Annotated in this window: 8 protein-coding genes and 1 riboswitch; of the genes, 6 read left to right on the top strand and 2 right to left on the bottom strand. The window is 68.1% G+C overall.

Annotated elements, in window-relative coordinates; translation table 11 throughout:
• Positions 1 to 43 precede the first annotated feature (43 nt).
• From aceB to LF41_RS03680, 4 genes are all read left to right on the top strand, one after another.
• Positions 44 to 1,675, top strand: coding sequence for a malate synthase A (gene aceB / locus LF41_RS03695; protein ID WP_036166075.1), 1,632 nt, complete (start codon positions 44 to 46; stop codon positions 1,673 to 1,675).
• 30 nt (positions 1,676 to 1,705) lie between these two features.
• The gene (gene aceA / locus LF41_RS03690) at positions 1,706 to 3,013 is read left to right on the top strand and encodes an isocitrate lyase (RefSeq protein WP_036166072.1); all 1,308 of its coding nucleotides are present in this window, start codon (positions 1,706 to 1,708) and stop codon (positions 3,011 to 3,013) included.
• A gap of 148 nt (positions 3,014 to 3,161) precedes the next feature.
• Positions 3,162 to 4,187 (top strand): GGDEF domain-containing protein, encoded by a 1,026-nt coding sequence (locus LF41_RS03685; RefSeq protein WP_036166067.1) that lies wholly within the window; start codon positions 3,162 to 3,164, stop codon positions 4,185 to 4,187.
• 24 nt (positions 4,188 to 4,211) lie between these two features.
• Positions 4,212 to 6,905 (top strand): putative peptide modification system cyclase, encoded by a 2,694-nt coding sequence (locus tag LF41_RS03680; protein WP_036166064.1) that lies wholly within the window; start codon positions 4,212 to 4,214, stop codon positions 6,903 to 6,905.
• A 30-nt stretch (positions 6,906 to 6,935) separates the two neighbouring features.
• Here LF41_RS03680 and LF41_RS03675 read toward each other — a convergent pair whose 3' ends face one another.
• Positions 6,936 to 7,268, bottom strand: coding sequence for an NHLP-related RiPP peptide (locus LF41_RS03675; protein ID WP_084073315.1), 333 nt, complete (start codon positions 7,266 to 7,268; stop codon positions 6,936 to 6,938).
• A gap of 132 nt (positions 7,269 to 7,400) precedes the next feature.
• Here LF41_RS03675 and LF41_RS03670 point away from each other — a divergent pair, with 132 nt between their 5' ends.
• Entirely contained in the window at positions 7,401 to 8,585 is a 1,185-nt protein-coding gene (locus tag LF41_RS03670; protein ID WP_036166058.1) for a putative peptide maturation dehydrogenase, read from the top strand.
• On the opposite strand, the gene LF41_RS03665 is transcribed toward LF41_RS03670, so the two are convergent.
• Positions 8,568 to 10,307 (bottom strand): potassium/proton antiporter, encoded by a 1,740-nt coding sequence (locus tag LF41_RS03665; protein WP_052116104.1) that lies wholly within the window; start codon positions 10,305 to 10,307, stop codon positions 8,568 to 8,570. The genes LF41_RS03670 and LF41_RS03665 overlap by 18 nt on opposite strands.
• Before the next feature lie 91 nt (positions 10,308 to 10,398).
• Positions 10,399 to 10,611, top strand: a riboswitch (cobalamin riboswitch).
• A gap of 179 nt (positions 10,612 to 10,790) precedes the next feature.
• Between LF41_RS03665 and LF41_RS03660 the strand changes: the two genes are divergently transcribed.
• Complete coding sequence (locus tag LF41_RS03660; protein ID WP_036166054.1) at positions 10,791 to 13,181, top strand: ribonucleoside-diphosphate reductase subunit alpha; 2,391 nt, start codon at positions 10,791 to 10,793, stop codon at positions 13,179 to 13,181.
• The last annotated feature ends 19 nt before the right edge of the window (positions 13,182 to 13,200 follow it).

Genomic DNA, 13,200 nt, shown 5'->3' with positions numbered 1-13,200 from the left:
CGGCTCGTACGGTCGACCTCAGGCATATGCACGGGACTCGACCATGTCGGCAGTACTGCAGGACCAGGACAGCCTCACCCGCGGGGTCGCCACGACCCGCGCGCTCCCCGGACAGGAGCATCTGCTCACGCCCGCGGCGCTCGCGTTCCTCACCGATCTCCATCGCACGTTCGAACCGCGTCGCCAGCAACGCCTCGAGGCCCGCCGCGTCCGCCAGGCGCAGTTCGACGCCGGCACGCTCCCCGACTTCCGCGAAGACACCGCGCCCATCCGCGCCGGCGACTGGCGCGTCGCGCAAATCCCGAACGCGTTGCTCGACCGCCGCGTCGAGATCACCGGCCCCACCGATCCGAAGATGGTGATCAACGCGCTGAACTCCGGCGCGAACTGCTACATGGCCGACTTCGAGGATTCGACCGCGCCCACCTGGGACAACCTGCTCACCGGCCAGCGCGCGCTGGGCAAGGCGGTGGCCGGCACGCTCGACTGGATGGCCCCCGACGGCAGCAAGCACTACGTGCTCAAACCTTTCGGCGAGCAGGCGGTGCTGATCGTCCGCCCGCGCGGCTGGCACCTCGACGAAAAGCACGTGCGCGTCGATGGCGTGCCGATGTCCGCCTCGTTGTTCGACCTCGGCGTGTTCGCCTTCCACAACGCCAGGGCGCTCGCGGCGAAGGACCGCGGACCGTACTTCTACCTGCCGAAGCTGCAGTCGATGGAAGAAGCCGCGCTGTGGAACGACGTGCTGTCGCACATCGAATCCGCGCTCGGCCTGCCCGATGGACAGATGAAGGTCACGGTGCTCATCGAAACGCTGCCGGCCGTGTTCGAGATGGACGAGATCCTCCACGCGCTGCGCACGCGCATCGCAGGGCTGAACTGCGGCCGCTGGGATTACATCTTTTCCTACCTCAAGACCTTCCGCCGCCATCGCGACCGCGTGTTGCCCGAACGCGCACAGGTCACGATGACGCAGCCGTTCCTCAAGACGTACTCCGAACTGCTGATCCACACCTGCCACAAGCGTGGCGCGCATGCGATGGGCGGCATGGCCGCGCAGATTCCGATCTCCGGCGACGAATCGGCCAACCACCGCGCGATGGAACGCGTGCGCGCCGACAAGGTGCGCGAGGTCGGCGCCGGGCACGACGGCACGTGGGTGGCGCATCCGGCCCTCATCCCGCTGGCGCGCGAGGTGTTCGACACGTGGATGCTCGGCGCGCACCAGCAGGTCGTGCTGCGCAACGACGTGCGCGCGAAATCGGACGCGGAACTGCGCGAAGCGCTGCTGAAGCCCTCCCTCGGCACGATCACCCGCGCGGGCTTCGAGAACAACGTCGAGGTCTGCGTGCGCTACCTGGCCGCCTGGCTCGACGGCAACGGCTGCGTGCCCATCCACTGGCTGATGGAAGACGCGGCCACCGCCGAGATCTCGCGCTCGCAGCTCTGGCAATGGCTGCACAGCGACCCGCCGGTGTTCCTCGACGACGGCACGCCCATCGACTTCACCCTGCTCGAGCGCGCCCTCATCGGCCTGCCCAGCAAACTCGCCGACCGCATGCAGCTGCCCGGCGGCGAACGCATCAACGAAGCGATCGAACTGCTCGATTCGCTCACGCACGCAGACACGCTCGAAGACTTCCTCACCCTTCCGGCCTACGCACGGATCGACTGACCGTCGGGTCACACGACAAGGAGCACCACGATGAAGACGAACACGCTTCCGACTGCCGAACAGCTGCGCATTGACTGGATCAACAACCCGCGCTGGGAAGGTGTCGAACGCCCTTACTCCGCCGAGGACGTCGTGCGCCTGCGCGGCACGGTGCCGATCGAACACTCGCTCGCCAAGCTCGGCGCCGAGAAGTTGTGGCGCTACCTGCAGACCGAGGATTTCGTCAACGCGCTCGGCGCGCTCACCGGCAACCAGGCGATGCAGCAGGTCAAGGCCGGCCTGAAGGCGATCTACCTCTCCGGTTGGCAGGTCGCCGCGGACGCGAACCTCGCCGGCGAGATGTATCCCGACCAGTCGCTGTATCCGGCCAACTCCGTGCCGCAGGTGGTCAAGCGCATCAACAACACGCTGCTGCGCGCCGACCAGCTCCACCACGCCGAAGGCGATGATTCCATCGACTTCCTGCAGCCCATCGTCGCCGACGCCGAAGCCGGGTTCGGCGGTGTGCTCAACGCCTTCGAGTTGATGAAAGCGATGATCGAGGCCGGCGCGGCCGCCGTGCATTTCGAAGACCAGCTCGCCTCGGTCAAGAAGTGCGGCCACATGGGCGGCAAGGTGCTGGTGCCCACGCGCGAAGCGGTGGAAAAGCTCGTCGCCGCGCGCCTGGCCAGCGACGTGCTGGGCGTGCCCACGCTGGTCGTGGCGCGCACCGACGCCGAAGCCGCCGACCTGCTCACCAGCGACGTCGACGACAACGATCGCGATTTCGTCACCGGCGAGCGCACGGTCGAAGGCTTCTACAAGACACGCAAGGGCCTGGACCAGGCCGTCTCGCGCGGCCTGGCCTATGCGCCGTACGCGGACCTGGTGTGGTGCGAGACCGGCAAGCCGGACCTGGCCTTCGCCAAGGCCTTCGCCGAAGCGATCCATGCGAAATTCCCCGGCAAGCTGCTCGCCTACAACTGCTCGCCGTCGTTCAACTGGAAGCAGCACCTGGACGACGCGACGATCGCGAAATTCCAGAAGGAACTGGCGTCCTACGGCTACAAGTTCCAGTTCATCACGCTCGCCGGCTTCCATGCCCTGAACTACTCGATGTTCAACCTGGCGCACGGCTATGCGCGCCGGCAGATGAGTGCGTTCGTCGAGTTGCAGCAGGCCGAGTTCGCCGCCGCGGACAAGGGCTTCACGGCGGTCAAACACCAACGTGAGGTCGGCACCGGCTACTTCGACGCGGTCACGCAAACCATCCAGGGCGCGCAGAGCTCGACCGTCGCGCTGAAGGGTTCGACGGAGGAAGAACAGTTCCACCCGGTGAGTCCCGCCGCCGCAGCGTGACGGACCGCACAAAAAGCTGACCCGCTAGTGACCGTCGCGGGGTGAACGGGGTTGGCGGCGGCCGGGTGGGCCGCCGCAATCCGTACCTTCCAGAATGAACTCTTTCAGGTGGTATCCTCGGCCGCCGGTCACGTCGGGGGATCGTAGTGTGAATCGCGACCGCGCGCCGCGGAGGCGCCGAGCCGACATCGAGATACTCGAACCCGCCGCGTCGTTGACTGCGGAGGAGTACGCGCTGTTCGCGCAGATCGGGCAGCAGCGTCGCGTCGAGCCGGGCGAGAAGTTGTTCCGCCGCGGCGATCTCGGCACCACCATGTACGTGATCGCGCAGGGTTCGGTCGATCTGGATTTCGGCGACGACCTGGTGGCGAAACGTTTGGGCGCGCGTGAGTTCTTCGGCGAACTCGGGCTGCTGATCGGCGATCACGCACGCAGCGCGGATGCGACCGTGTCCAGCCCCGGCATGCTGGTCGAATTGCGCCAGCAGGAATTCGAAACGCTGGTCGAGCGCGACCCGCGCCTGCTCGCCCACTTCCTGCGCCGCGCCATCATGCGCGTGGTGCTGAACGAACAAAGCCTCATCGGCCGCCTGCGCCGCCGCAACCTCGACCTGCAGACCGCACTCGACACGCTGCGCGCGACCACGCATCGCCTCACGCAGACCGAGGAGCTCACCCGAACGGATGAACTCACCGGCCTTGCGAACCGCCGCGGCTTCCACCTGCACCTGCAGCAACGCCGCCGCACCGACGAACAGCCGGGCCGCGGCCTGCTGCTGATCGACTGCGACCGTTTCAAGAACATCAACGACGATCACGGGCACCTCGTGGGCGACCGCGTGCTGCAGGGCGTGGCCAACATCCTGCGCTCGGCCGCTGGCCCCGACGACATCGCCTGCCGCCTGGGCGGCGACGAGTTCTGCCTGATGATCAAGGGCGAGCATCGCGACGACGTCATGCGCGTGGCCGAGTTCATCACGACCACCGCGCATGCATTGCACGAAATGCAGCCGTCGCCGCCGCAGATCGCCACGCTCAGCGTGGGCGCATGCCTGGTCAGCCCCGACACCGAATGGGACGACTGGTATGCCCTGGCCGATGCGGCCCTCTATCGCGCCAAGCGCCTGGGCGGCAACCGCGTGGAATGGCAGGACGACGCACTCGCGCCGGCCTAGGCCGCGAAGGACGCAAGGATCGTGATGAATGACTTCGCGCAGGCCGGCTTCGACCCGGCGAGCAGCCCGCAGGTGCGCACCCTGCTGTTGACGGACCTGTGCGACTCGACGCTGCTCGTCGAACGCCTCGGCGATGCGCCGGCGGCGGAGTTGTTCCGCGCGCACGACCGACTGGTCCTCGAATTGCAGCAACGCTGGCGCGGCCGCCTGATCGATCGCAGCGACGGCTTGTTGTTGCTGTTCGAACGTCCGGTCGACGGCCTGGGGTTCGCGCTCGATTACACGCGTGGTTTGCGCGAACTCGGCGACCGCCCCGAGGTGCGCGACCGCAAGCTCGTGCTGCAGGCGCGCGCCGGGTTGCACGTCGGCGAAGTGCTGACGTGGCAGAACAGCGAAGCGGCGGTGCAGGCCGGCGCAAAGCCGCTGGAAGTCGAAGGCCTCGCCAAGCCGCTCGCCGGTCGCCTGATGACGCTCGCGCGCCCCGGGCAGATCCTGTTGTCCGCGACCGCCGAACCGCTCGCGCGCCGCGCCGCGCGCGAACTGGGCGAACGCAGCGAACACCTGATCTGGAAATCGCACGGCCGCTGGCGTTTCAAGGGCGTGCCCGACGGGCAGGAAATCTTCGAAGTCGGCGAACCGGGCTACGCACCGCTGCGTGCGCCGAAGCAGAACGGCGGCAAGGCGTGGCGCGACATTCCGATGTGGCGCCGCCCCAACGCATTGGCCGCGGAACTGTTCCTCGTCGCAGGCCTGGCCACCGGCGCGTGGTTCCTCACGCGCCCGACGCCCGCGATCGCGTTCAACGAACGCGACTGGGTCGTCGTCGGGGATCTGCGCAACCTCACCGGCCAACCGGTGCTCGACGAATCGCTGGAACAGGCCTTCCGCATCAGCCTGGAGCAGTCGCGCTACGTCAACGTGCTGAGCGACCTGAAGGTGCGCGACACGCTGACCCTGATGAAGCGCGGGCCGGCGACCACGCTCGACCGCGCGACCGCCAGCGAAATCGCGATCCGCGACGGCGCGCGCGCGGTGATCCTGCCGACGGTGGCCGAAGTCGGCGGCCGCGTGCGCGTGAGCGCCGAGGTCATCGATCCGCACACGCAAACGACGGTGTACGCCGAGTCCTTCGATGGCGTGGGCGCGAAGTCGACGCTGGAATCCATCGACAAGGTGACCGCCGAACTGCGCGAGAAGCTCGGCGAAGCCGTGGCCTCGATCGAACAGACTTCCGCGCCGCTGCCCGAAGTGAGCACGCCCAACCTCGACGCGCTCAAGGCCTACGCGCTCGGCAACCGCAACCGCGCGAAGGGCAACGACCGCGACGCGCTCGCGTTCTACACGCGCGCGGTGGAACTGGATCCGGACTTCGCGCTCGGATGGCTTGCGATCGGCCAGATGCACGGCAAGTTCGGCGACTTGCCGGCCTCGCGCCGCGCGGTGGAACGCGCAAGCGCGTTGCGCAACCACCTCAGTGCCCGCGAGAAATACATCCTCGACGCGAACCTGGCGATGTTCGGCCCGGTCGAGCTGCAACTGCAACGCTGGCGGCAGATGATCGAGACCTACCCGGATGCGCACCTGGCGCAGTTCGGCCTGGCGCAGGGCGGCCTGTTCTACGCGAATCAGTTCGCGGCGAGCATCGCGCCGGCGAAAGCCGCGGCGGTGCCGCAGTACGAGCGCCGCGCGCACGCGATCTACCTGATGGGCATGCTGCAACTCGGCCTGGAGCATTACCAGGAGGCGCAGCGCGCGTTCAAGGACGCCGAGAACAACAATCCGGCGTTCCGCACGCGCATGTACGACCAGCTCTATCCCTTCGCCGCGCTGCGGCAGTGGAAGACGGTCGATACGATGCTCGCGCAACGCAAGGGCAGCGGCATCGCCACCGACGACGTCGCGCGCCCGTACCACCACATGCTGTTCGCGATCGACCGCGGCGATTGGAAAACGGCGGTGGCCTCCGCGCAGGAAGCCCGCACGCTCGCGGAAAAAGCCGAACCGCTGGTCGCCGGACGCGCCGCATCCCTGCGCAACGATGCGCTCGATGCGATCACCGAAGGCGCCAAACGCGATGCGTTGGAAGCCCGCCTGCTCGCGCACCTGGCCGACATCCGCGAAAACGCACCGGCGCTGCAGGCGGCCTACGCCAACTACGATCAATTGCTCGCGCTGCACGTGGGCTATCTCGCCTCGCGCATCGACTCGGCCACCGTCCTCAACCGTGCGTTGGCGCAGGTCGACGGCGCCGGCATCGCCGGCTATCCGCCGCTCACCGACATGCGCGAAGTGCTGCTGGCCGAACGCGACCGCCTCGCGGGCAAGCCCGCGCTCGCGGTCGTCCGGCTGAAGCCGCTCGCCACGCGCGGCGAGGCGACCTTCCCGGTCCACGCCGCGCTCCTGCGCGCCGCGCGCGCGGCGAAAGACACCGCCACCGCGCGCGACCAGGCGCTGTGGATCGCGACGCACCGCGGCCGTGCGTACGTCGAGATGGGCCTGGATTACCTGCCGTCCATGCTCAACGTGGCCGACAGCACGCTGGCGCTGCTGGACATGGCCGAGATGTCGCAGGCCGCCGGCAACAGCGTGGAGGCGGCCAAGTCGTTGCAACGATTCGAGACGGCGTGGCCCCGCGCGGCCCTGCCGCCGGCCATCGCGAACCGCACCGACGCGCTCACGCGTGCGCTGGGCAAAACGAAAGGGGCGGGGTCGCGCTGACCCCGCCCCTGTATTCGAACGCGCGACCGATCAGTCGTTGTAGAGCGCGCGCGGTGCGTCGAAGTTGATGATCGCGGCCAGCGTGCGCTCCAACTGCGGACGCGCGGCGGCGATGTCTTCCTTCGAGGCGAGCGTCGCACCGGACTTCATCAGGCAGCTGCCGCCGGAGAGCTTCGCTTGGTCGACGGGCGCCAGGCTGGCCGCGGCCGATGCCGGCGCCTTCCAGCCCGCCTCGACGAGCGCGGCGTGTGCATCGTTCTGGAACAGTTCGCGGAAGTCGTCGTCGGTCGACAGGCGGTCGAGCAACGTGCGGACGACCTTCGGATCGAGCTCTTCGGTCGGCCCGCCCTTCTTCATTGCCATCGTTCTTCCCCTTGGTTGTGTGTGGAAAACCCCCGGGACGCGACGCTACCGTTGTTCGACGGCCGTCACAAGGTCTTGCGACGACCACGACCGCAAATCTAAGGTCGCGCATCGGATCGGGGGACGAGCGGCATGCAGGTGAGGCGTTGCGGGGTGGTGTGGCTGGAGCCGCGGGAGGTCGCGCGGTTCGAGCTCGACGATCTGCTGGGCGGCGGCACGGGCGTGGTCAACGACGTGCATTGGCATGCGCACGCGCCGCATCTGTCGCAGAGCATCGAGATCGACGCGGAGGCCGCGGCCATCGTGGGCGGGCTCGGCGCGACTGCGTGGGTCGATGCGCAAGCGCTGATCGACGCGCACGGCACGCAGCGGATCGAAGGCCTGCTCGCCGCGGGACTGATCGTCTCTGACGACACCCGGCACGCCGCCCATCGCGCGGCCGACGAGACCCATCGCGCGCAACAGTGGTTCGGCTTGTCGTCGGTGATGCACGCGGCATCGCGCTGGTCCGGCGTCGACGCGGCGGCGGAGGTGCAGGAGGCCGGCCTGTATTCGCCGTTGGGCCTGCGCAATGCGTACGGCATTCCGCCGCCGACGTTCCATGATCGTGGTGAGCCCGACACGCGCATCGCGCTCGAACGCGCACCGCGCACCGATTTCGACGAACTCCTCGACCTGCGCAGCACCTGCCGCAACTTCGACACCACGCGCGCATTGCCGCGCGCGCAGTTCGCCAACGTGCTCGAACGCGTGTTCGGCGCGCGCGGGCAGGTCGAGGCCGCGGAGGATTTCGAGGTCATCAAGCGCACCAGCCCGTCGGGCGGCGCGATGCATCCGACGGAGGCGTACCTGATCGTGCGCAACGTCGAAGGCATCGACGCGGGCCTCTATCACTACCGGCCGGGCGACCACGCACTGCAACCGCTGCCGCCCGTCGACGACCTGGAGAAGCTCGCGTTCTTCGCGGTCGGCGGCCAGCAATGGTTCGCCGACGCGCACGTGCTCGCCGTGCTCGCGCCGCGCTTCCAGCGCAACTTCTGGAAATACCGCAACCACCCGAAGGCCTACCGGGTGACGATCCTCGACATCGGCCACCTGTCGCAGACCCTGTTCCTCAGCGCGATCGACCTCGGCCTGGGCGCCTACATCACCGCGGCGATCAACGAAGTGGACATCGAGAAAGCCTTCGGACTGACGCATTACATCGAAGGCCCGCTCGCGGTGTGCGGCTTCGGGCTGCGCGGGGGCGAAATGGTGACGTCGGAATTCGACCCGAACCGCAAGGCCTGGCCGCGCAAGTCACCGCCCGCCGAGTAGGCGCTCGCCGACGCCGGTGAACTTCAGGCCGACCTGCGCGACGCGCTCGTCCTTCACGCTACGCACCACCAGCACCGCCTTGCCGAGCGCGAGGCGGTCGCCGACCTGCGGTTGTTCGTCGAAGCGTTCGTCGAACAACTGCGCAGCCGTCGCATCGTTGAACCGCGCCGGAATCTGCAGGCCGTAGAACGACGCGATTTCGCCGAGCGGCACGTCGCCGGGCAAGGTGAAGCTGCCGAACAGATCGCGTTCGGCCGATTGCGCATCGCTGCCTTCGGCGAACAACCAGTCCAGGCGTGGCGCCTGTCCGGTGGGCGCGAGCACGTACGCGTAGTCGTTGGCGATGAGCGCACCGGCGTCCTCGGGCAACAGCACGCGACCCTCGCGGCACACCATCGCCAGCCGCACGCGGCCGGGCAGGGTACTGCCGCGCAGCAACGCGCTCCCCGGCGCGATGCGATAGCCGACCATGTCGTATTCGAGCTGGCCGGGGAGGTCGAGCTGGATGCGGCGCGTATTCGGATCCGCACGCGGCACCGCGACTTCGAACATGTGCGCCGCGCGCGCCAGCGACCACCCTTGCACGACGAGCGACACGAACACGACGACGAAGGCCACGTTGAAGTAGACGGTCGCGTTGGGCAATCCGGCGAGCAGCGGGATCGATGCGAGGAAGATGCCGACCGCGCCGCGCAGGCCCGTCCACGCGATGAAGCCGATCTCCTGCCGGCGATAGCCGAACGGCGCGAGGCACGCGATCACCGCCGCGGGACGTGCGACGAACATCAGGAACGCCGCGACGCCGAGCGCGGGCCACAGCAACTTCAGCAGGTTGTGCGGCGTGACCAGCAGGCCGAGCAGCAGGAACATCACCAGCTGCGCGAACCACGTCGCCGCGTCCTGCACGGACAGCACTTCGTTGCGGGCGCGCATCGGCCGGTTCGCGACGACGATGCCCGCCAGGTACACCGCGAGGTAGCCGCTGCCGCCGACGAGGTTGGTGATCGAGAACAGCGCGACGGCGCCGGAGAGCGCGAGCCACGGATGCAGGCCGGGCGGGAGTTCGAACGTGTTGAGCGTCCACACCATCAACCGCCCGCCGAGGTAGCCGGCGACGAGGCCCGCGCCGATCGCCCATCCCAGCTGCAGCGCGAGCATCCACGGATCGTGCGTGCCGGTGCCGGCGATCCATGTCGTCATCGCGAGCGTGAGGAAGATCGCCATCGGATCGTTGCTGCCCGATTCGACTTCGAGCGTGGCGTTGACGCGGCGTTCGAGATGCAGGCCGCCCGCGCGCAGGAGGAAGAACACGGCGGCCGCGTCGGTCGAGGAGACCACGACGCCGAGCAGCGAGGCTTCGAGCCACGGCAGCGCCAGCAGGTATACCGCCGCGACGGCCGTGAGCGAGGCGGTGATCACCACCCCCGCGGTCGCGAGCACCACCGATGGCAGCACCGCACCGCGCACTTGCGCTGCGCGCGTGCGCAACCCGCCGTCGAACAGGATCACGGCCAGCGCCAGCGCGCCGACGAAATAGGTGAAGCCCAGGTCCGAATACTTGATGCCGCCCGGCCCGTCTTCGCCCAGCACGACGCCGAGCAGCAGGAACACCAGGAGCAACGGGGCGCCGAAGCGACGCGCGAGCAGCGACGAGGCGATGCCCAGCAGGATCAGCAGCGCCCCGAAGAGCAGGCGCAGGTCGATGGCGTGCAGGTGCTCCAAGTGGGTTCCTTGTCCTTGGCAGGCCGAGTGTAACGGTCGCCGGCGTGATACCGCGCGACACAACATCGTGGATTGACATCGGCCACAACCGCGATATCTTGGGGTCGTCGGTTCCGCGGGCGCAGGCTCGCGGATGAAAAGGGAAGCCGGTCGAATACCGGCGCTGCCCCGCAGCGGTAGGTGGAAACGAAGTCGCGCACGCACTGGGGCGGTGGCCCCGGGAAGCGGCGACGAGTAGGTGACGCGGGGTCCGCCCCGCGTCGTGTCCACGAGCCCGAAGACCTGCCGACAGCCGCGCGATGCACGCCGCGCGGTGCCGGCCGCGGAATCTCCGGGGGGAGATGGCTGGTGACGCATCGCCGGCCGCGTTTCGATTCGCGCGTGTCTTAGGTGTTGCGACGCCGCCCGACCACCGTGTGGTTCCAGACCGACTGTCGATCGCCGAGGGAGCGACGACGACGGTGCGCCACCACGGAGCCACCCATGTCGCACGACACGCTCGCAGACCGCGCCGCGTCCACGCCCGCGTTCGACCTCACCCCGCCGCCCACCGCCACCACCATGCGCGTCACCAAGCGCAACGGAGTGTCCGAACCGGTCGACCTCAACAAGATCGTGCGCGCGGTGACGCGCGCGGCCGACGGATTGCACGCCGTCGAACCGATGCGCGTGGCCACGCGCACCATCTCCGGCCTCTACGACGGCGCCACGACCCGCGAACTCGACGAGCTCTCCATCCGCACCGCCGCGCTGCTCACCGCGGAAGAACCCGAATACGGCCGCCTGGCCGCGCGCCTGCTTTCGGGCGTCATCGCGAAGGAAGTCGCTGGGCAGGAAATCCATGCCTTCTCGCAATCCATCGCGCGCGGCCACGAAGTCGGCCTGATCAACGACCGCCTGCTCGGCTTCGTGCAAGCCAACGCGCGCAAGCTCAACGACGCGATCGACCCCGCCCTCGACCTGGGCTTCGACTACTTCGGCCTGCGCACGCTGTACGACCGGTACCTGCTGCGCCACCCGCGCACGCGCAAGGCCATCGAAACCCCGCAGCAGTTCTTCCTGCGCATCGCCTGCGCACTGGGCGAAGACGTGCCCGGCGCGCTCGCGCTGTACCGCGCGATGGGCAACCTCGACTACCTGCCGTCCTCGCCGACGCTGTTCAACAGCGGCACCAACCACGAGCAACTGTCCTCGTGCTTCCTGCTGGACTCCCCGCAGGATTCGCTGGAATCGATCTACCAGCGCTACGGCGACATCGCGCAGTTGTCGAAATTCAGCGGCGGCATCGGCGTGAGCTTCACGCGCGTGCGCTCGCGCGGCTCGCTGATCAAATCGACCAACGGGCATTCCAACGGCATCGTGCCGTGGCTCAAGACGCTCGATGCCTCCGTCGCCGCGGTGAACCAGGGCGGCAAGCGCAAGGGCGCGGCGTGCGTGTACCTCGAGCCGTGGCACGCGGACGTCGAGGAATTCCTGGAACTGCGCGACAACACCGGCGACGAAGCGCGCCGCACGCACAACCTCAACATCGCCAACTGGGTGCCGGATTTGTTCATGCGCCGCGTGGAGGCAGATGCCGAGTGGTCGCTGTTCGATCCGCGCGTCGTGCCGGAGTTCACGGACCTCTACGGTGATGCCTTCGACCGCGCTTACGAACAGGCCGAAGCGCAGGGCAAGGCGACGCGCACGATTCGCGCACGCGAGCTGTACGCGCGGATGATGCGCACGCTGGCGCAGACAGGCAATGGCTGGATGACGTTCAAGGACAAGTGCAATCGCGCGAGCAACCAGACGCTGCGCGCGCAGAACGTCATCCACCTGTCGAACCTGTGCACCGAGATCCTCGAAGTCACCTCCGCCGAGGAGACCGCCGTGTGCAATCTCGGCTCGATCAACCTGGCGCGCCACGTCGACGCGGACGGCGCGTTCGATTTCGACAAGCTCGCCGAGACCGTCCGGCTCGCGGTCCGCCAGCTCGACCGCGTGATCGACCTCAACTTCTACCCGATCGAAACCGCGCGTCGCGGCAACCTGCGCTGGCGTCCGGTGGGCTTGGGATGCATGGGGTTGCAGGATGTGCTGTTCGCCCTGCGTTTGCCGTTCGACGGCGATGCGGCGCGCGCGTTGTCGACGCAGATCGCGGAGACGATCTACTTCCACGCCCTCGATACCTCGTGCGAGCTCGCGGTGGAGCGGGGGATGCATCCGGCCTTCGCGGAGACGCGCGCGTCGGTCGGCGAACTGCAGTTCGACGCGTGGCGCGTGACGCCCGACGCGAACGACAAGTGGGACGCGCTGCGCGAGCGCATCAAGACCCACGGCTTGCGCAACTCGCTGTTGGTCGCGATTGCGCCGACGGCCACCATCGCGTCGATTGCCGGCTGTTACGAATGCGTCGAGCCGCAGGTGAGCAACCTGTTCAAGCGCGAGACGCTGTCGGGCGATTTCCTGCAGGTGAACAAATACCTGGCCGAAGAGTTGAAGAAGCTCGGCCTGTGGACGCCGGAGATGCGCGACGCGATCAAGCTCGCGGAAGGCTCGATCCAGGGCATCGCGGCGATTCCAGAACCGCTGCGCACGATCTACCGCACCGCATGGGAACTGCCGATGCGCGCGCTGATCGACATGGCGGCCGCGCGCGGGGCGTACATCGACCAGTCGGCGTCGCTCAACCTCTTCATGGAGCAACCGTCGATCGGCGCGTTGTCGTCGATGTACATGCATGCGTGGAAGCAGGGCATCAAGACGACGTACTACCTGCGGTCGCGTCCGGCGACGAAGATCCAGAAAACCACCGTCGGCCCCGCGCCGACGCCGGCGGAGGCGGTCGCCTGCTCGCTCGAAAACCCCGAATCCTGCGAGGCCTGCCAGTGACCGCGCGCCTGCTCGACCC

This window comes from Lysobacter dokdonensis DS-58, assembly GCF_000770795.1.
Lineage (GTDB): Bacteria > Pseudomonadota > Gammaproteobacteria > Xanthomonadales > Xanthomonadaceae > Noviluteimonas > Noviluteimonas dokdonensis.
Note: the sequence above shows the minus strand (reverse complement) of the source record. Positions and strands in the feature narration are given on the sequence as shown.